Origin of the sequence: Nonomuraea sp. MTCD27, assembly GCF_041950495.1 — a bacterium.
In the GTDB taxonomy this organism is placed as follows: domain Bacteria; phylum Actinomycetota; class Actinomycetes; order Streptosporangiales; family Streptosporangiaceae; genus Nonomuraea.
In genome coordinates, this window is the sequence record NZ_JBGNUW010000029.1 from 73,315 (window position 1) to 93,015 (window position 19,701).

Genomic DNA, 19,701 nt, shown 5'->3' on the forward strand with positions numbered 1-19,701 from the left:
ACCCCCCTGAAACCCATGGAGCCAAGCTCATGCGTATCAACCGATCATCGGGAGTCGCCGGACTCCTCGCCCTCGCCCTGACGCTGCCCGCCTGCTCGATCGGCGGTGGCGGCGGCGGGGACGCGCAGAGCGCCGCCGGGCAGGCGGTCGTCGCCAGCGGCACCTTCGTCATCGACAACATCGACCCCGGCTCGGCCCAGGGCGGCTCGGCCGGCAAGGAGCTCGCGGGCCAGCAGATCTACGGCCGGCTGGCCAAGCCGGACGCGACCGGGAAGCTCGTGCCGGACCTCGCCGAGTCCTGGAAGCCGAACGCGGACGTGACGAGCTGGGACTTCACGCTGCGCGGCGGGCTGAAGTTCTCCGACGGCAGCCCGCTGACCGCCGAGGACGTCGTCGCCTCGTTCGACCGGCTGATCCAGATCAACGGCCCGTACGCCGCCAACTACAAGGGCGTCACCGCCAAGGCCGGCTCGGACACCACGGTCACCTTCACCGCGCCGGCCCCGGACCCGGCCCTGCCGAGCAAGCTCACGACGCTGTTCGTGCTGCCGTCGGGGGTGCCGGCCGACGGGGCCTCGTACTTCGCCAGGCCGGTGGCCTCCGGGCCGTTCATGGTGGAGTCGTTCAGGCCGAGCGCCGAGCTGAAGATGGTGCCGAACCCGAACTACTGGGGCGGCGCCCCGAAGGTGCGATCGCTGACCATCCGCAGCATCCCCGACGTCGCCGCCAAGCTCGCCGCTCTCAAGACCGGTGAGGTGGACGTGGTGTGGGGCGTGCCCGACGACCAGATCCCGTCGCTGCGGTCGGACTCCTCCCTCAAGGTCGAGGCGGTGCCCAGCAACGGCAACTTCACGATGTGGTTCAACTCCGGCACGCCGGCGCTGAAGGAGGCCGATGTCCGCAGGGCGCTGTGGCAGGCGGTCGACTTCCAGACGATCATCAAGCAGCTCTACCCGGTGACCGGGCAGCCGGCCGACTCGCCGCTGGCGCCGACGGTGTTCGGCTACGCGCCGCAGGCGCCGGTCGCCTACGACCCCGACGCGGCCAAGAAGGCGCTGCAGGAGGCGGGCTACCCGTTCGACCAACCGCTGCGCCTGCAGTTCGGGCAGGCCTCGTTCAAGCCGTTCCTGCAGGCGGTGGTCTCCTCCTGGGCGAAGATCGGGGTCAAGGCGGACCTGCTGCAGAAGGAGCAGGCGGTCTTCATCGAGGACCTGCTGGCGATGAAGTGGGACGTCAACTTCCAGCTCCTCGGCACCGCCGGGTACGACGCCGCGACCAACCTCGGCCGCCTGTACCCCTGCGCCGCCAAGCGCAACGGCTACTGCAACCCCGACCTGGACAAGGTCCTGGCCCAGGCCGGCTCCGCGGCCGACCGCGAGCAGCGGGCCGAGCTGTACGCCCAGGCCTCGAAGATCATCTGGGACGACGCCGTCGGCATGTTCCCGATGACCTCGAAGGTCTCCTACGTGTGGAACAAGAACCTGTCCGGCTTCACCCTCGACGCCCTGGGCTACCCGGACTTCTCCCAAGCGACCGTGTCGGGAAGCTGATGGACACCCTGCTCAAGATCACCGGCCTGTCGGTGGACCTGCCCGATCGCGGCGGCCCGGTGCGCGTCATCGACGACGTGTCCTTCGACGTCCCGGCGGGCACCACCGTCGGTCTCATCGGCGAGACCGGCAGCGGCAAGACGATGACCGCGATGGCCGTCATCGGTCTCCTGCCCGACGGGGCGGCCGTCAGCGGGTCGATCGCGTTCGGTGACACGGACCTGGTGACCTGCGGCCCGGCGCGGCTGCGCGCCCTGCGCGGCCACGAGATCTCCATGATCTTCCAGGACCCGATGTCGTCGCTGAACCCCACCCAGCGCATCGGCCACCAGGTCGGCGAGCTGCTGCGGCGCTCCGGCCTGCCCCGGGCCGAGGTGCGGGCCAGGGTGGTCGAGATGCTCGACCGGGTCGGCATCCCCGACCCGGCCCGCCGGGCCCGCGACTACCCGCACGAGTTCTCCGGCGGGCTGCGGCAGCGCGCCATGATCGCCATGGCGATGATCGCGCATCCCTCGCTCGTGCTCGCCGATGAGCCGACGACCGCGCTCGACGTGACCGTGCAGGCCCGCGTGCTCGGCCTGCTCCGCAAGCTGCAGGTCGAGGAGGGCTCGGCGATGCTGCTGGTCAGCCACGACCTGCGGGTCATGTCGCACGTCGCGCAGGACCTGGTCGTCATGTACGCCGGCCGCGTCGCCGAGCGCGGAAGCACCCGCTCGGTACTCAGCCGCCCGGCGCACCCGTACACCAGGGCGCTGGTGCGCAGCGTGCCGGCGGTGCGGACGAAGACCGCGATCGCCGACCCGCTGCCCGGCACGTCCGCCGTGCCCGCGCAGCGGCCGCCCGGCTGCGCCTTCCACCCGCGCTGCCCCCTCGCGACCGGCCGCTGCCGGACCGAGATCCCCTTGACCCGCGAGGTCGCCCCCGGGCGATGGAGCGCCTGCCACGAGGCCGAGAAGGTGCTGGCATGACGGTATTCACCGTGGAGGGGCTCCGCGTCACGTTCCCGGCGCGGGGATCCCTGCTGCGCAGGACCCGCTTCACCGCCGTGGAGGACGCGGCGTTCACCGTCGGCGAGAACGAGATCGTCGCCGTGGTCGGCGAGTCCGGCTCGGGCAAGACCACCGTCGCCCGATGCGTGGTCGGCCTGCGCCGCCCCGACGCCGGCGTGATGACGTTCGAGGGCGCGCCGCTCTCCCACCGTCGTCCGCCCGAGCTGAAGCGGGCGATCCAGATGGTGTTCCAGGACCCGCGCTCGTCGCTGAACCCCCGCATGCGGGTCGGCGCGATCATCGAGGAGGCCTGGCTCACCCACCCCTCGGCCGCGCCGCCGGGATCGCGCGCCGGCGCCGTCGAAGCCGCGCTGGCGGGCGTCGGCCTGGCCGCCGAGGTCGCCGCCCGCTACCCGGCCCAGCTGTCCGGCGGCCAGTGCCAGCGGGTCAGCCTGGCCCGCGCGCTGGCGCTGTCGCCCCGGCTGCTCGTCTGCGACGAGGCCGTGTCGGCGCTGGACGTGTCGGTGCAGTCGCAGGTGCTGCGGCTGCTGGTCGAGCTGCGCCGGACGCGGCGGCTGTCGATGTTGTTCATCAGCCACGACCTCGGCGTCGTCCACCAGATCGCCGACCGCGTGGTGGTCATGCGGGCCGGCCGGATCGTCGAGCAGGGACCCGCCGACGCGGTGTTCTCCGACCCTCGGCACGAGTACACCCGGGCGCTGCTCGACGCGGCCCTGGAACTGAACGACATAGGGATGACATGACCGATTACGCCGCCGTCCAGGCCTCGCTCGCCCGGGGCTGGAACACCTGGGACACGCGCAGCGTGCTCACCCAGGTCCTCCTCCCCGACGCCCTGGGCCTGTCCCTCGGGCTGAAGGAGTACTACCGGGGCACGTCGCTGCGCACCGCGCAGATCGGCCGCCGTACCGAGAGTGCCGAGACCGTCACGCTGGGCCGGCACGCCTACGACGGCCGCTACACCGAGACGACCGTGAACTGGGCCGGCATCACGATCCGGGTGCAGACCGCGCACGCGGGCGACGACCTGGTCGTGCTCGTGACGCCCACCGCCAACCAGGCCAAGAGCGCCCTGCTGACCGTCGCCGCCGGCTACCTGTGGAACCGGCCGGGCACCGTGCGCCGGGAGGGCGGCCGGATCACCGCCGAAGGGCCCGGCGGGAGCGTCAAGGTCTTCTGCACGGCGGCGCACGTGGACGACCCCTACGCCGACATCGACGGGCCCTACCTGGCGATGGAGCTGACCGGCGCGGTCGGGATCAGCACCGGCCGCGCCCGCGACCTGCCGGAGATCGCGCGGATCGTCGCCCAGGCCTCGACCCAGCTGGGGGAGGCCGGTACCGACCCGCTCGCCCAGCACCGCGAGATCGTCAGGGACGCCATCTCCTGGAACACGATCTACGAGCCGGCGAAGTCCCGGGTCGTCACGACGGTCAGCCGGCTCTGGAACGTCGGCAAGCGCGGCGGCTACGCCCTGTTCTGCTGGGACGCGTTCTTCAACGCGCTGCTGGCGGCCGTGTCGAGCAGGGAGCTGGCCTACGTCAACACCGTCGAGATGCTCAGGGCGCTGACACCGGAGGGCTTCGTCCCGAATGTCGAGCAGGGCACCGGCCGCAGGACGTACGACGGGTCGCAGCCGCCGGTGGGCTCGCTGGTGACCCGCGAGCTCTACCGCCGCTTCGGCGACCGGTGGTTCGTGGAGGAGACGTTCGGCCCGCTGCTGTCGTGGAACCGCTGGTGGTGGCGGGTACGCCGGGACGGTGACCTGCTGTGCGCGGGCTCCACGTACTTCGACCCCGAGTTCCCCTCGCCACAGGACATCCCCCGCATCCACCAGCACTTCGGCGCGACCTGCGAGACGGGCTGGGACGGGCACCCGGTCTTCGACGACGTGCCCTTCGACCAGCGCAAGAGCTTGCTCGCCGCGCACGACGTGGGGCTGAACAGCCTGTACGCGGCCGACTGCGAGGCGCTGGCCGACCTCGCGGACGTCCTCGGCGACCGGGAGGCCGCCGCGGAGCTGCGCGAGCGGCACGCGGCCGTGGTCGCGGCCATGGAGACGCTGTGGGACGAGCCGAGCGGCATCTACCGCAGCAGGCGAACCGACACCGGCCTGCCGACCGAGCGCCTGTCCACGATGAGTTTCTACCCCCTCCTGGCCGGGGTCGGGCTGGGCGAGCGGGCCTCCCGGATGGTGTCGGGACATCTGCTCCCCGACGACGGCTTCGGCGGCGAATGGGTGCTGCCGTCCTCGCCGCGCAGCGAGCCGGTCGATCTCAGCGACGGCAGCTACTGGTCGGGACGGGCCTGGCCACCGGTGAACTTCCTGGTCTACCTGGGGCTGCTGCGCGCCGGGGAGCACTCGGCCGCCGCATGGCTGGCCGAGGGCAGCTCCCGGCTGGTGCTCAAGGAGTGGAACCAGCACCGCCACGTGCACGAGAACTACTCCAGCATCCACGGCGGCGCCTGCGACAAACCCAACAGCGAGCCGTTCCAGACCTGGGGCGCGCTGCTCAGCCTCATCGTGCTCATGGAGCGCGGCGAGGCCGGCTTCTTCGAGAAAGGCGGTGTGGCGTGAGGAGTGCCGAGGCCGACGTCCTGGTGGTCGGGGGCGGCATGGGCGGGGTCGCCGCGGCGCTGGCCGCGCTGCGGCGCGGCCGCACCGTGCTGCTCACCGAGGAGAGCGACTGGCTGGGCGGGCAGCTCACCAGCCAGGGAGTGCCGCCGGACGAGCATCCGTGGATCGAGCAGTTCGGGGCCACCCGCTCCTACCGCAGGCTGCGCGACTCCATCCGGGAGCACTACCGCACCTGGTATCCGCTGACCCGGGAGTCCCTGCAGGCGCCCGATCTCAACCCCGGACGGGGCACGGTCAGCCGGCTCTGCGGTGAGCCCCGGGTGGCGGCCGCGGTGCTGGCGGCCATGGTCGGCCCCTACCTCGCGGCGGGGCGGCTGACGATCCGCTATCTGCACCGGCCGGTGTCGGCGGAGGTGGACGGCGACCGGGTCACCGGTGTGAGCTTCGAGGGGCCGGACGGGGAGCTGTTCCACGCGCGGGCACCGTACGTGCTGGACGCCACCGAGCTGGGCGATCTGCTGCCGCTGGCCGGGATCGAGCACGTCACCGGCTTCGAGTCGCGGGAGGAGACCGGCGAGCCCAGCGCGCCCGCCCAGGCCCAGCCGGCCAACATGCAGGCGTTCTCCTGGGTGTTCGCCGTCGAGCACCGCGCCGGCGAGGACCACACCATCGACCGGCCCGACCGGTACGCGTTCTGGCGCGACTACCGGCCACCGTTCTGGCCCGACCGGCTGCTCAGCCTCGTCGCGCCCGACCCGCGCACGCTGGAGCCGGCGCCGCGCACGTTCGTGCCGCACGGCTCGTCGGGGCCGGTCGTGGCCGACCAGAGCCGCGACCCCGGCGACAAGGACCTGTGGGTGTTCCGACGGATCCTGTGCCGGGAGGTGTTCGAGCCCGGTTTCGCCGCCAGCGACGTCGTCATCGTCAACTGGCCGCAGATCGACTACCTGCCCGGCCCGCTGATCGGGGTGCCGGACGAGGAGCGGGCCGCGCACCTGGAGGGCGCCAGGAGCCAGGCGCTCAGCATGTTGTACTGGCTGCAGACGGAGGCCCCCCGGCCCGACGGCGGCACCGGCTGGCCAGGGCTGCGGCTGCGCCCCGACGTCATGGGCACCGCCGACGGCCTGGCCAAGACCCCCTACATCCGCGAGTCGCGCCGCATCCGCGCCCGCCGCACGATCGTGGAGCACGACCTGTCGCTGGCGGTGCGCGGCGAGCGCGGCGCGGTCGCCTACGACGACAGCGTGGGTGTCGGCATGTACCGCATCGACCTGCACCCTTCCACCGGCGGCGACAACTACATCGACGTGGCCAGCTGCCCCTTCCGGATCCCCCTGGGGGCGCTGCTCCCCGTACGGGTGCGCAACGTGCTGGCCGCCGGCAAGAACCTCGGCACCACGCACATCACCAACGGCTGCTACCGCCTGCACCCGGTCGAGTGGAACGTCGGCGAGGCGGCCGGCGCGCTGGCGGCGCACTGCCTGGACCACGGGTTGGAGCCCGAGCAGGTCCACGAGGACCCCAAGGCGCTCGAGCGATTCCAGAGCGAGCTGGCGGCCGACGGCTTCGAGCTGGCCTGGCCCCAGATCCGGGGGTACTGACCGTGACCGGACTGCTCGACGGGCTCGTCGTGCCCCTGGTCACCCCCATGCGCGAGCCGGGTGTCCCGTCGGCCGGCGCCGCCGAGCCGCTGCTCGAGGCGATGGCGCGGGCCGGGGTGCAGCGGCTGATGCTGCTCGGCAGCAACGGCGAGGGCCCGCTGATCCCGTCAGGCCGGGCGGGGAAGTTCGTCACCGGGGTGACCGGGCGCTGGCGCGAGCTCGTACCCGGCGGCACGATCCTGGTCAACGTCACCGCCCCGGGCACCGACGAGGCCGGGCGGCGCGCCGAGGACGCCGCCGCGGCCGGGGCCGACGCGATCGTGCTCAGCCCGCCGACGTACTTCAGGCACCGCGACGACGAGGTCGTCGCCCACTACGCGGCGATGGCCCGGCACGGGCTGCCGGTCGTGGCCTACAACGCGCCCCGCTACGCCACACCGCTCACCCCCGCGACCGTGGACGCCCTGGTCGGCCTGCCGCACGTGATCGGCGTCAAGGACTCCTCGGGCGACCCGGACCTGCTGGCCCACATGATCGCCGCCGCCCGGCGGCGCCCCGGCTTCCAGGTGAGCCAGGGCGACGAGCGCCGCCTGGCGGACGCGTTGCGGGCCGGCGCCCACGGCATCACGCCGGGCACCGCCAACCTCGCACCGCGCCTGGCCCTCGACCTGGTCGCCGCTCGCGACGACAGCGCGGAGCTCGACCTGCTCCAAGACCTCACCACCCGGCTCACCCGGCTCCACGAGGTACGCCCCGGCGTGCCGTCCGTCAAGGCGCTGCTGGCGGCGCGGGGACTGTGCCCCCCGCACGCGGCACCACCCCTGGCCCCCTGCACGCCGGACGAGCTCGCGCAGCTCATCCGCGTCGTGGAACCCCTGAGCAGCCACCTTCTCTCCGATCCCGGGAGCACCCCATGACCGACCGACTCATCGGCCGCAGGACGTTCACGTTAGGGATGGTCGCCGGCGCGGCCCTGGCCGGGACCGCCTCCCCGGCCGTCGCTGCCGGGCGGGCCGAGCCGTCCTTCGAGGAGACCACCCTGTGGGACTCCTCCACGGGGGAGCGGGCCAACTACCACGTACACGGGCTCACCGTGCTGCCCGACGACACGATCCTCGCCTTCTCCGAGGGCCGCCACGAGGTCTGCGACGCCGGGCCGCGCGACCTGCTGCTGCGCCGCAGCACCGACCAGGGCAGGACGTGGAGCCCCTCGCAGAGCGTGGTGACCTCGGTGGACGGCCAGTCGTGGGGCAACCCCGCGCTCGTGTGCGACCGCACCACGGGCGAGGTGTTCCTGTTCTACAACCTGTCGGCCCGCCTGCCGGAGAACACCTCATGCTCCGGCGACACCGGCAGCCTGCACGTCATCTCCAGCACCGACGGCGGCCTCACCTGGGGGCAGCCGCGCGTGCTCGACGACCTGTTCGCCCCCTTCGACCACGACTGGGCTCTGCACTCCCCCGGCCCCGGCCACGGCATCCAGCTCGACAACGGGCGGCTGCTCATGAACGTCGCCCACCGGCGCGTCATCGTCGGCAACACCGTGGCCGAGCGCATGTACGGGATCGCCTCCGTCTACAGCGACGACCACGGGCGCACCTGGCAGGCCACGGGTGCCGTACCGGTGTCGGCGGACTATCCCGTCAACGAGGCCAGGCTCGTGCAGCGCGCCGACGGCTCCGTGCTGGTCAACGGGCGGGCGGCGGCTGGCGGCAACCGCCAGCGGATCGTCTCGGTCAGCCACGACCGCGGGCTCACCTGGTCGCCGCCGAAGCTGGACGGCGCGACCGGGACGTTCAACGCGGTGGACGCGGGCCTGCTCGGCTACTCCAGGGACCGCATCCTGTTCAGCCGCCCGGACGCGCCCGTGCGCTACAACATGACCGTCTCGGTCAGCTACGACGGCGGCCACTCCTTCCGCTACGGCCGCGTCATCAACCCGGGCCGCTCCTACTACTCCGACCTCGCCCGGCTGTCCGACGGGACGATCATCCTCATCTACGGCTGCGACGGCGACATCGCCAGCTTCCCGCTCAAGGTGAACATCTGCCGCTTCAACCTGGAATGGCTCACCCAGGGCCGCGACAGCACGGCGGCGGGCCCCCGTATCAGCGAGAAGGCGTACGACCTGGCCCGGCTCGCCGGCACCCGGCACTCAGGCGGCACGGTCACGGTCGTCAGCGAGCCGACGGCCCGCGGCGGCGCCCGCGCGGTGTTCACCCCGGCCGCGACCGGCGACCACCTGGAGTACCGCCTCGCCGTCCCCCGTGGCGGGGAGTACGACCTCCTGCTGCGCTACTACCGCTCCCCCGGTGGCGGCCTGGCCGCCGTGACCGTGGACGGCGCGAAGCCCCGCAACTCCGTCATCGACACCACCTCGGAGCACGCCGAGGGGTACGACGTACTGCTCCTCGGCACCATGCGGCTCACCCCCGGCCGGCACACCGTGCGCTTCACCCTGGCCGGCGCGGGCCGGGGCGGTGGCCAGAGCATCTCACTGGACGAGCTGAGCCTGATCCGGGCGCCGGGCCGGGCGGACGTCAACGAGGACATCACGGTCGACAACGGCGCGCTCGGCTACACGGTGGTCTCCGGCACCTGGCCCTCGGGCACCGGCGTGGCCGGCTTCTACGGCGGCAACTACGCCTCCCACGCGCCCGGCGACGGCACCGCCACGGTCCGCTGGCGGCCGGCCCTGCCGGCCGACTCCCGTTACGAGGTGAAGGTCTCCTACACCGCCGCCTCGAACCGCTCCCGCACCGCCACCTACGTCGTCCACCACGCCGAGGGCAGCACGCGGGTCCCGGTGAACCAGACCGTCCGCGGCGTGCCCGACACCCGTGGCGGTGAGTGGGTGTCCCTGGGGACGTTCCCCTTCGCCGCGGGCCTCGCCGGCGCGGTCGAGCTCAGCGACGCCGCTGACGGCCACGTCGTCGCGGACGCCGTACGCTTCTCGCGCCGCGACTGAAGCCCGACGGACCGGGAGATCGGTGATGCGTGGGCGCCGTGGTGGGAGCAGCCCGACCGGCACCCGACACCCGGCGTCCGATCGTTGCGATGGGGTCGGACCCGGGTTTCGCGTGGGCGCTCATGATGGCCGCGCTCAGTCGCCGGCCAGGGTCCCGCCCAGAGGGGTGCGTTCGTAGCGCACGGATCGGCCGGTCCGCGTCCGCGTGACCAGGCCGGATTCGCGCAGCACGGCCAGGTGGCCGCCGACCGCGCCCAGGCTGAGACCCAGCTGGCGGACCAACTGCGTGGTCGTCGCCGGCACCGCGAGCGCCCGCAGCACCTGCGCGCGGTGCGGGCCGACCAGCCGCGCCAGCGCCGCCGCACCGGCCTGCGCGGGCGGCGGCCCGAGCAGGTCCGCGACGCCGCGCGCCGGATAGACCAGGGCGTACGGCCAGGGCGGCTCGACGTAGCTGATGAGGGTGCCGAAGACGGTCGGCATCAGCAGCAGCCCCTTGCCGCCCAGCCGGTGCCGCTCCCACTCGTTCCGGGGGCCGGTGTGGACCTCGATCACACCGTCGGCCCCTTCGGAGCGCCAGCTCACCCGCGGATCCAGGTCGGACAGCGCCGCGGCCCAGCCGTACATGGCGAGGTGCCCGGCGCGGTGCACCAGGTCGCGCTCCAGCACCGTACGCAGCCGTGGCCAGTCGGGCTCGACCAGCGCGTGCCAGGTCGCCTCCATCGCGTCCGAAAGCCGGGTGAGCACGTCCGGGGCGGCCAGGATCTGCTGGACGTGGTGCGGCGGCGTACGCAGCCCGACCAGGTTGCGGGCGATCTCCGCGCGAACCTGAGGCAGCGGGGTCGCCCGCACCGCGGCGAGTTCGACGGCGAAGTCGCCGCCGGAGCCGGAAGGCGGCGGATGGATGAAGTCGGCGTTGTAGCCGCCGCGGCGGAACAGCGTCGTCAGCGCCCCGACCGCGGGCGTCTCGCGGAGCAGCCGCGCGTACCGCGGCGCGATGCGCTCCGCCCAGGGCCGCAGCGGCCCGGCCGACTGCTTGCCCGCCGCGACCCGCAGCGCGTTCATTGCCTCACCCAGCGGCGAGATCGCGTATCGGGTGTGCGCCACGTCGACAGGGCCCACTTCGATGGCAAGCATCTTTCGCCTCCACACGAAAGCTTAACGCCTCCGCCCGCACCGCCCCGAGACTGGCCCGCATGACGACGCTCCAGGCCGCACCGGCGCGGGCCACCTACCGCGAGGTGTTCGCGGTGGGCCAGTTCCGCGTGCTGTTCACCGGCTACACGCTCTTCCTCGGCGGCGAGACGGTGAAGATGCTCGCGCTCTCGGTGACCGTCTACGCCGGGACCGGCTCGCCGCTGCTGGCCGCGCTGGCCTACGTCGCCGGCTTCCTGCCCTACGCCCTCGGCGGCACGCTGCTGCTGGCGTACGCCGACCGGTGGCCGCCGCGGGCCGTGATGGTCGGCTACGACCTGGTCCGCGCCGCGGTCGCCGCGGTGCTCGCCGCCGGGCTGCTCTCCCCCACCGCGATGCTGGTGCTGGTGTTCGTCGCCGGCATCCCCAGCGCGGTCGCCTCCGCGGCGCGCGGCGCGCTGCTGCCCGAACTGCTCGACGGCGACCGGTACGTGCTCGGCCGGGCCGTGTTCTCCATGGCCGCCGGCGGCACGCAGGTGATCGGTTTCGCCGTGGGCGGGACGCTGATCGCGGCGCTCGGCCCGTACGGCGCGCTCTGGATCACCGTGGCGAGCTGCCTGCTGTCCGCCGCGCTGCTGCGCCTGCGGCTGGCCGAGCGGCCGCGCCGCGGCACGGCCGCAGGGTACGCGGTACGCGAGACCTGGCGCGTCAATCGCGAACTGCTGCGCACGCCGGCGATCCGTTCGCTGCTGCTGGCCCAGTGGCTGCCGCCCGCGCTCGTGGTCGGCGCCGAGGGAGTGCTCGTCCCGTACGCCGTCCGGGTCGGCACGCCGGACTCGGCCGGGCTGCTGTTCACCGCCGTGGCGCTCGGCATGCTCACCGGCGACCTCGCGATCGGCCGGCTGGTCACCCCGGAGCGAAGGGAACGGCTGGCCGGGCCGCTGGCGCTGCTGCTCGGCGCGCCGCTGCTCGGGTTCGTGCTCTCGCCCGGGCCGGTCATCGCGGCGCTGCTGCTGGCCGTGTCCGGGTTCGGGGTCGCGTACCAGCTGGGGCTGGCCCGGCGCTTCCTGGCGGCGGTGCCGGAGGCGAACCGAGGCCAGGCCTTCGGGCTGGCGCTGACCGGGACCATGACGTCGCAAGGGCTGTTCGCGGCCGGCGGCGGGGCGTTGGGCGAGGTGGCGGCGCCCGGCCTGGTCGTCGGCGCGGCGGGCGCGGCGTCCCTGCTGGCCGTACTGGGTCTCTGGCGCGTGCTCGCGCCACCGAGGGCGGAGCGGCGCATCGCGTGAGGAGCGGGCGGGTCACCGACCCGAACGTGCGCCGGCATGGAACTCCCGGCAGGCGCGGTGTCCCACACCCGGCTCAGCCCAGGTAGAAGTCCCTGCGAGCAGCCACGAACGCCTCGACCGTCCGGGCGGGTACGCCCGTCACGCGTTCGACGTCGTCGGACGCGGCGTCGTAGCGGTTGTCCTGGTGCAGTCGGGTCAAGATGGTGGCGAGGTGCTGTTCGACGTGCGGCGGCAGGCCCGCCTTGGCGAGCACCTCGGCCCGCCACCGGTCCAGCGGCACATCCACATAGGGCACTGAACGCCCCAAGGCCCGTGAGAACTCCTCCGCCATCTCGGTCATGTCGACCATGCGTGGCCCGGTGAGCTCGTACGCGTGCCCGACGTGCGGAGCCGGGTCGCGGAGCACGGTGGTGACCACCCGGGCGACGTCGTCCACGGCGACCGGCGCCGTGCGTCCGGTGCCGAACGGCAGCGCGATCGTGCCGTTCTCCCGGATCGACCGGGCCGCCAACGTGGTGAACAGCGGATTCTCCAGGAAGACGGTCGGCCGGATGTGGACCACCGGCAGGCCCGACCATTCAAGCACCTGCTCCGCCAGCCAGTGCAGCCGGTGCTGGTGCGACTCCGCCTTGCCGGCGCCGGTGGCGGTCATCTCCGACACCGTCATCTGCGACATGTCCACCAGCGCGGTCAGCTCCCCGCGTTCCCGCGCCACGGTGGCCACCACGGTCGCCGCCAGCAGATGGTCCGGTGACACGGGCATCGAGAAGTACATCCGCCCGACGCCCTCCAGCGCGGCCGCGACGTTCTCGGGCCGGGTCAGGTCGCCGACGACGACGTCCGCCCCGAGGGCACGCAACTCAGCCGCACGCTCGTCGTCGCGGCGGACCATCGCGCGCACCGGCACGTCCTGCGCCCGCAGGTGGCCGAGCACCGTGCGGCCCGTGCCACCGGCGCCGGCGACGAGAACAAGGTTGTCGGCAACCATCGGCCGCCCTCCTTCCGACTCTCCTCGGCGACCCCGGCGCATCGCGCGTGAGCTGATCGGCGTGCGTCACCTGCTTCCGCAGCCCCCTCGCCTCGCAGCCTGACGGCGGCGGCGGGAAGACTCATGTCGGGATGCCTACCCCGCCCGTCGCGGCGGCGGGCAAAGGCTGAGACCGGAAACGACAAGCCGCCCGCGCGTCCGCGAGCACGGCGAAGCGACGTCAAGCAGAGCCTGTGCGTGCCCTGTCAGCAGGCGGTGGCTGCGGCGCGGACGGGGACGCCGGTGGAATCGAGGGCCTCCTCCCCGCACCGGGTGGCCGGGCGGCTCGGGGTCGAGCCGCCCGGCCGGACCCGCCGGGCGAAGGAATGCGCCGTCGCCCGGACGCGGTCAGCTAGCTGCGGCGGAGCGACCGCAGCCCCACGCGGATCTCCTCCGCGAGGACGAGCGGCTGTTCCCAGGCCGCGAAGTGCCCGCCCTCGGGCAGCCGGTTGTAGTGGACCAGCTTCGGATACGCCTGCTCCGACCAGCTCTTCGGCGCCTCGTAGAGCTCGTCGGGAAAGACGCTCACGGCGACCGGGATGGTGACGCCCTTGACGGCGAAGAAGGCGGACTTGTTCTCCGCGTAGAGGCGAGCCGCGGAGACCGCCGTGTTCGTCAGCCAGAAGAGCGTGATGTTGTCGAGGACATCGTCCCGGGTGAGGCCTTCGGACTCGCCGGCGAAGACGCGGGAGATCAGCGCCAGGCTGGCCGCGTCATGGTCCAGCATGAAGGCCGCCAGGCCGACGGGCGAGTCCGCGAGTCCCGTCAGCGTCTGCGGGCGCGTTCCCATCATGAGGGCGTAGGCGACGTGGTCCCAGAAGAAGTCCAGCTGCTCGCACGTACGCTGCTCCTCCTCCGAGAGGCCGGCCGGCAGCGGGTTGCCGGTCTGGAGCGCCCGGTCGATGGCGGGAGGGATCACGCCGGGCATGTTGGAGTGGATGCCCAGCAGCTCCGGAGGCGCCTGTACGGCCATGAGGTCGGTGACGAGCGCGCCCCAGTCGCCGCCCTGCGCCACGAACCTGGTGTATCCGAGGCGCCTCATCAGCTCCGTCCAGGCACGGGCGATGCGGTCGGGGTCCCAGCCGGTCGTGGCCGGCTTGCCGGAGAACCCGTAACCGGGCATCGACGGGATCACCACGTGGAAGGCGTCCGACGCGTCCGCGCCGTATGCCGTGGGGTCGGTGAGCGGGCCGATGATCTTGAGCTGCTCGATGACCGAGCCGGGCCAGCCGTGCGTGACGATGATCGGCAGCGCGTCCTCGTGCTTCGAGCGGACGTGCACGAAGTGGATGTCCAGCCCGTCGATCTCGGTGATGAACTGCGGCAGCGCGTTCAGCTTCGCCTCGACCGCACGCCAGTCGTATTCCGCTTCCCGAGGACAGCCGGCGGCTGCTGCTGACCGCCGCGGCCGAGCCGACCGGCGACGTGGAGCTGTTGTGGCGGGCGGCGGGCGGGCAGGGAATCCCCATGGACGCCGCCGTACCGGCCGAGGCCGCGGGGCTGGTCGAGTTCGGCACCAGGGTGCGCTTCCACCACCCCCTCATACGCTCGGCCATCCGGGATTCTTCGGCTGGGCACTGTTCGAACTGATCGAAGCGGCCGCCCGCAGCGGGCAACCCGAGACCGCCGCCGCGGCGCTGGACCAGCTCGCCGAGCGCACCCGCGCCTGCGGGACCGAATGGGCCCTGGGCACGGAAGCCTGCTCGCGCGCGCTGCTCAGCGACGGCCGGCAGGCCGATGCGCTCTATCGGGAGGCCATCGAGCACCTCCGACGCTGCCGGATCACCGTCCAGCTGGCCCGCTCCCAGCTGCTGTACGGCGAGTGGCTGCGTCGCCGCAACCGCCGCCTGGAGGGCCGCGCCCAGCTGCGCGCCGCCTACGAGGCGTTCAGCGGGGCCGGGGCGGGCGGCTTCGCCGAGCGTGCCCGCCGGGAGCTGCAGGCGACCGGGGAGACCGTACGCAAGCGCACGGTCGCCGCCGTCGCCGAGCTCACCAGCCAGGAGGCCCAGATCGCCGGCCTGGCCAGGGACGGGCACACCAACGACGAGATCGCCGCCCAGCTGTTCATCAGCCCGCGCACGGTGGAGTGGCACCTCGGCAACGTCTTCGCCAAGCTCGGGGTCAGCTCGCGCCGGCACCTCCGCTCGGTGCTGACCTCGCCGAAGCCGGGGACGCCGCGGCGCGACCCGGTGCGCGCGGCCCACCGGGTTTGAGCGGCACGCATCCGCAACAGGCGCCGCGCCGGTCAGCGTGCTGATGAGGTGGGACCGGAACGCCGGTGCGGCCCGAGCCGTCGGCCCCTTGCGGTCGCCGTGATGTCTCGCAGCAGCCAAGCGACAGCGACCGCCGCGCCGACTGCGGTCATGGCGCTGATCACGCCGACGACGTTGAACCCGGCGATGAACGCCTCCCTGGCCGTTGTGAGCAGGCTCGTGGCTACCGGGTCGGGCAGCTGCTGGGCCACGCCGGTCGCGCTTGCGAGGCTTGCTCGTGCGGCATCGGCGCTCCCCGCTGGCACGCCGGCCGGCACGTCGCTCATCCCGTTGCCGTAGACGGCGGCAAGGACGCTGCCCAGGGACGCGACGCCGAGCGCGAGCCCGAGCTCGATGCTGGTGCTCGACATGGCCGCGGCAAAGCCCGCCTTGTCTTGCGGAGCACTGGCCACCACCAGGTCGGTGACCAGCAGCACCAGCGGGGCCATGCCGGCCAGGACGAGCACCATCGCCACGACCAGGGTCCCGTGGCCCGACCCTGGGTCGACCATGGCGAGCAGGCCGTACCCGGCTGCTGCGACGATGAGGCCGCCTGCCATCAGCCATGCGCGTGGCAGCCTCCCCGCGATGGGAGGGATGACCAGGGCCATCAGCGCGAAGATCCCGGTTCCCGGTAGCAGCCACAGCCCTGCCTGGATCGGTGACTTGTTGAGCACCAACTGGAAGTACTGGGGCATCAGGAACAACACGCCGCCGATCGCGAACTGCCCCACCAGCAACGCTCCCAGCGCGACACTGAACGTACGGCCGCGGAACAGCTGGAGGTCCAGCAGCGGGCTGTCCATCCGGTTCTGCCTGCGGATGAACAACACGGTGAAGGTGGCGCCGATCGCGAGGCCGAGCAGCACGGGCAAGGACATGCCGTGGCCGGCCAACTCCTTGACGCCGTAGACGGTCGGCAGGATGGCGACCACCGACAGTCCCACGCTGGGCAGGTCGAGCCTTCCGGGACCGGGGTCCGCGGACTCGGGCAACAGGATCGGCGCGAGCAGCAGGATCAACGCCATCACCGGGACAGCGGCCAGGAACACCGCACCCCACCAGAAGCTCTCCAGCAGCAGACCACCGATCAAGGGGGCGATTGCACCACCGGTTGTGAAGCAGGTCATCAGCACCGAGATGGCCGCGATGCGCTGCTTCGGATCGGCGAAGACGTTGCGCAGGATGCCCAGGATCGAGGGCACCAGCGCCGCACCCGCGATGCCCAGGACGGCGCGGGCGGCGATCAGCATCTCCGCGCCGGTGGAGAGCGCGGCCAGCACCGACGCCACCCCGAACCCGGCCGCGCCGAGCATCAGCAGCCGCCTGCGCCCGATCCGGTCGCCGAGCGTGCCCATGGTGATCAGCAGCCCAGCGACGAGGAAGCCGTAAACGTCCTGGATCCACAGCATCTGTGGTCCCGAGGCACCGAGATCCGCGGTGACGTGCGGCAGCGCCAGGAACAACACGGTGTTGTCCATGGCGATCAACACGCCGGCCAGGGACAGAACGGCGAGGCCGGTCCACTCCCGTGGACCGGCCCGCATGGCGATGGGCCGCGATGCGCTGACGGACATGCCTGGCACACTCCTGGGGGTCGGTCGGCCGGCCGAGTGCGGTGTCGGCTTGAGACCGAGCTGATCCACGGTCTCGCTCCGCCCTCGAAACAGCGAAGTCGCTGAATAATGTTCCGATACCTAACGTAACGTAATGCTTCCGGGCATGCAACGAGGCCTCTTCCGGGGGCCGCGACACTGGCCCAATTACGTTCCCCACCGCAACGAAACTGCCGTATCGTGGTACGCGATGATGGCGGCAAGCGAAACCTCCCCAGACACCGTGCGGGCCGGGCGTCCGCGCGACCCCGCGATCGACGTCGCGGTGCTCGAGGCGACACTGGCGGCGCTCTTCAGCGTCGGTTACACCCGGCTGAGCCTGGAGGAGGTGGCACGACAGGCCGGTACGACCAAGCCGGCGATCCGCCGGCGCTGGCCAGGCCGCTCGCACCTCGTGCTCGCCGCGCTCGGCTCCCGCCTGGGTGCTGTCACGGCGCCGGACACCGGCTGCACGCTCTGCGACCTCGACGAATGCCTGAAGCTGTTCGCTCGGGCGTTCCAGTGCATTTCGCCAGACGTGCTCGGACCGCTCCTCGCCGACTGCGCCGGCGACCGCGAGTTGCGGGAGACGTTCATGACGACACTGTTCGAGCCGCCGCGCACGGCCGTCCAGCGGACGCTCGCCCGAGCCTACGAGCGCGGTGACCTGCGCGAAGAGGTCGACCCGGCCGTCGTCCTCGACCTCCTCGGCTCGTTCGTGTACTACCGCGTTCTGTTCAGCCACCTCCCGGTCGACGACAGGGAGATCGAGCACGCAGTCGAAACGCTACTCCGGGGCGTAGCCGGCGACTACCGGCAACTCCTCGAGCACAGCCGCCAGACGAGCGCCACCTCCGAGATGCATTCCCTGCACGCCTGAACGGCCCGGATGATCCCCGGATGACTGGCTGATCGCGACGGCGATCACGCCACCACGCGCGGCAATCCCGTCGTGGTGACTGGCTGGAAACCCTGCCCGGGCGCCACACCGCAGGGTCGCGGCCGGCCAGATGGGTGCCGCTCTCCTCGCGGCGGGCTCAGCGGACCGTCGGGGCCAGCGGCGCGACCGCCTCGTACAGCTCGGCGGCGGCCTGGGCGACGAGCTCGGAGAGGGTCGCGTCCGGGTCGGCCAGCCAGCGGGACGTGGCGCGCCGGGAGATCGCTATCGCCACGTCGATGACGAAGCGTGCCTCGCCGGGCTCGACGCCGCGGCGTTCGAGCGCCCGCGCCAGCGCGTCGGCGATGTCGGCGAGCTTGATCAGATCGCGCTCGATCAGTGCCGGGCTGGCGGCGATCACCCTGACGCGGCGCAGCAGGAACTCGCGCGGGCGAAAGACCTCGTCGCCGGTCCCCAGCGCGGCCAGCAGCACCTCGATCGGCGTGAGGTCCGGGTCGGCCGCCTCGACCTGGGCGACGAGATGGGCCTCGAGCTCGTTGCCGGCGAAGAGCACTTCCCTCTTGTCGGGGAAGTGGCGGTAGAAGGAGCGCTCGGTCAGACCAGCGGTGCGCGCGATCTGCGCGACCGACGTGCGCTCGTACCCCTGCGTCTCGAACAACTCGAGCGCCGCGCGCTCGAGCCGGCCCTTTGCGTCGGACTCCCATCTCGGCATGCCCACCAGGATATGACAGCAGAGGCTGTCATCGCGGGTGCTAGGGTCAATGACAGCAGATGCTGTCATCACTTGGGAGATTGTCATGAAGGCCCTGCAGTTCGACCGATTCGGCTCCCCGGACGTGATCGTGCTCCGCGACGTCCCGCTGCCGGAGCCGGGACCCGGCCAGATCCGGATCGCCGTACGGGCGTGCGGCCTGAACCCGGCCGACTGGGCGGTGGTCGACGGCCTCTTCGCCGACCAGCTGCCGCCGCTGCCGCGCGGGCTCGGCCTCGAGATGGCGGGCACCGTCGATGCCCTGGGCGCGGGCGTCACCGGCGTCGAGATCGGCGACCGTGTGTTCGGCCCGGCGACCTTCGACGGCCCGACGGCCGGAGCCGCCGAGTATGCGCTGATGGTGGCGTGGGCACGCATTCCCGAGGGCGTCACCGCCGAGCAGGCCGCCGCGCTGCCGATGGCGGCCGAGACGGCGTGGCGCGCGCTCGACGACCTCGGCGTCCAGCCGGGCGAGCTGCTGCTCGTCCACGGCGCGGGCACCACCGTGGGTGAGGCGGCGGTGCGCTTGGCGCTGCACCGGGGTGTCCGGGTGATCGCCACCGCCGGGCCGACACGGGCCGCCGCCCTGCAGGCGATCGGCGCCCAGGTGACCGGCTACGGCGACGGCATGGCCGAACGCGTCACCGGGTTGGCCGCAGGCCGCGTCGACCGCGCCCTGGACACGGCCCCGAGCGGCGGCCGGATCGACCGTACCGACCAGCCCAGCCCGGCCGGCGGCTCGCTGCCGGCCCTGATCGAGCTGACCGGGGACCCCGACCGCGTCATCACCGTCTCGGACTTCGCCGCGGCGGCCGAGCTGGGCACCCGGACCACCCAGATCGACCTGCGGTACGACCTGCTGGGCGAGTTCGCCCGGTTGGCCGGCGAAGGCGTCCTGGTCGTATCGCTCGCCCGCACCTACACGCTCGACCAGATCCACGAGGCGGCCGAGCTCAGCCAGTCACGCCGGCCCGGCGGCAAGCTCGTGCTCGTCCTGTGATCGCCCCATTTCGCTCGACCACCCCAGATGACCACCGGAGGGCCTTTCTGGGTG

15 protein-coding genes and 1 pseudogene are annotated in these 19,701 nt (G+C 72.6%); 11 read left to right on the plus strand and 5 right to left on the minus strand.

What is annotated here, in order from left to right; genetic code table 11:
* Positions 1-29: 29 nt before the first annotated feature.
* The 7 genes from ACBJ59_RS53635 to ACBJ59_RS53665 are packed head-to-tail and all read left to right on the plus strand — an operon-like array spanning position 30 to position 9,707.
* Positions 30-1,550: an ABC transporter substrate-binding protein gene (locus ACBJ59_RS53635; protein WP_375117716.1), complete on the plus strand. Its 1,521-nt coding sequence runs from the start codon at positions 30-32 to the stop codon at positions 1,548-1,550.
* A complete protein-coding gene (locus ACBJ59_RS53640; RefSeq protein ID WP_375117717.1) occupies positions 1,550-2,518 on the plus strand; it encodes an ABC transporter ATP-binding protein in 969 nt (322 codons plus the stop codon). The genes ACBJ59_RS53635 and ACBJ59_RS53640 overlap by 1 nt, the downstream gene beginning before the upstream one ends.
* On the plus strand, positions 2,515-3,303 hold the full coding sequence (locus tag ACBJ59_RS53645) for an ATP-binding cassette domain-containing protein (protein ID WP_375117718.1): 789 nt from the start codon (positions 2,515-2,517) through the stop codon (positions 3,301-3,303). Before ACBJ59_RS53640 ends, ACBJ59_RS53645 begins: the two co-directional genes overlap by 4 nt.
* Positions 3,300-5,138: a trehalase family glycosidase gene (locus ACBJ59_RS53650; protein ID WP_375117719.1), complete on the plus strand. Its 1,839-nt coding sequence runs from the start codon at positions 3,300-3,302 to the stop codon at positions 5,136-5,138. The genes ACBJ59_RS53645 and ACBJ59_RS53650 overlap by 4 nt, the downstream gene beginning before the upstream one ends.
* The gene (locus ACBJ59_RS53655) at positions 5,135-6,739 is read left to right on the plus strand and encodes an FAD-dependent oxidoreductase (RefSeq protein WP_375117720.1); all 1,605 of its coding nucleotides are present in this window, start codon (positions 5,135-5,137) and stop codon (positions 6,737-6,739) included. The genes ACBJ59_RS53650 and ACBJ59_RS53655 overlap by 4 nt, the downstream gene beginning before the upstream one ends.
* 2 nt (positions 6,740-6,741) lie before the next feature.
* Positions 6,742-7,656 carry a dihydrodipicolinate synthase family protein gene (locus ACBJ59_RS53660; RefSeq protein ID WP_375117721.1) on the plus strand — a complete coding sequence of 305 codons (915 nt, stop codon included), beginning with the start codon at positions 6,742-6,744 and terminating at the stop codon, positions 7,654-7,656.
* The gene (locus ACBJ59_RS53665; RefSeq protein ID WP_375117722.1) at positions 7,653-9,707 is read left to right on the plus strand and encodes an exo-alpha-sialidase; all 2,055 of its coding nucleotides are present in this window, start codon (positions 7,653-7,655) and stop codon (positions 9,705-9,707) included. Before ACBJ59_RS53660 ends, ACBJ59_RS53665 begins: the two co-directional genes overlap by 4 nt.
* A 135-nt stretch (positions 9,708-9,842) precedes the next feature.
* Here the strand turns inward: ACBJ59_RS53665 and ACBJ59_RS53670 are convergent, their stop codons facing one another.
* On the minus strand, positions 9,843-10,841 hold the full coding sequence (locus ACBJ59_RS53670) for a helix-turn-helix domain-containing protein (RefSeq protein ID WP_375117723.1): 999 nt from the start codon (positions 10,839-10,841) through the stop codon (positions 9,843-9,845).
* Between the two features lie 59 nt (positions 10,842-10,900).
* Between ACBJ59_RS53670 and ACBJ59_RS53675 the strand changes: the two genes are divergently transcribed.
* Positions 10,901-12,124: an MFS transporter gene (locus ACBJ59_RS53675; RefSeq protein ID WP_375117724.1), complete on the plus strand. Its 1,224-nt coding sequence runs from the start codon at positions 10,901-10,903 to the stop codon at positions 12,122-12,124.
* Between the two features lie 73 nt (positions 12,125-12,197).
* Here ACBJ59_RS53675 and ACBJ59_RS53680 read toward each other — a convergent pair whose 3' ends face one another.
* Entirely contained in the window at positions 12,198-13,112 is a 915-nt protein-coding gene (locus tag ACBJ59_RS53680) for an NAD(P)H-binding protein (protein WP_375117725.1), read from the minus strand.
* A 391-nt stretch (positions 13,113-13,503) separates the two neighbouring features.
* Positions 13,504-14,508, minus strand: a pseudogene (locus ACBJ59_RS53685) (epoxide hydrolase); the annotation flags it as partial.
* A 79-nt stretch (positions 14,509-14,587) separates the two neighbouring features.
* On the opposite strand from ACBJ59_RS53685, the gene ACBJ59_RS53690 reads away from it, so the two are divergent.
* On the plus strand, positions 14,588-15,364 hold the full coding sequence (locus ACBJ59_RS53690) for a LuxR C-terminal-related transcriptional regulator (protein ID WP_375117726.1): 777 nt from the start codon (positions 14,588-14,590) through the stop codon (positions 15,362-15,364).
* Positions 15,365-15,396: 32 nt separating this feature from the next.
* Here the strand turns inward: ACBJ59_RS53690 and ACBJ59_RS53695 are convergent, their stop codons facing one another.
* Complete coding sequence (locus tag ACBJ59_RS53695; RefSeq protein WP_375117727.1) at positions 15,397-16,980, minus strand: MFS transporter; 1,584 nt, start codon at positions 16,978-16,980, stop codon at positions 15,397-15,399.
* 229 nt (positions 16,981-17,209) lie between these two features.
* Between ACBJ59_RS53695 and ACBJ59_RS53700 the strand changes: the two genes are divergently transcribed.
* The gene (locus ACBJ59_RS53700) at positions 17,210-17,878 is read left to right on the plus strand and encodes a TetR/AcrR family transcriptional regulator (RefSeq protein WP_375117728.1); all 669 of its coding nucleotides are present in this window, start codon (positions 17,210-17,212) and stop codon (positions 17,876-17,878) included.
* Between the two features lie 157 nt (positions 17,879-18,035).
* Here the strand turns inward: ACBJ59_RS53700 and ACBJ59_RS53705 are convergent, their stop codons facing one another.
* Positions 18,036-18,608 carry a TetR/AcrR family transcriptional regulator gene (locus ACBJ59_RS53705; protein ID WP_375117729.1) on the minus strand — a complete coding sequence of 191 codons (573 nt, stop codon included), beginning with the start codon at positions 18,606-18,608 and terminating at the stop codon, positions 18,036-18,038.
* A gap of 85 nt (positions 18,609-18,693) precedes the next feature.
* On the opposite strand from ACBJ59_RS53705, the gene ACBJ59_RS53710 reads away from it, so the two are divergent.
* Entirely contained in the window at positions 18,694-19,647 is a 954-nt protein-coding gene (locus tag ACBJ59_RS53710; protein WP_375117730.1) for an NADP-dependent oxidoreductase, read from the plus strand.
* Positions 19,648-19,701 lie beyond the last annotated feature (54 nt).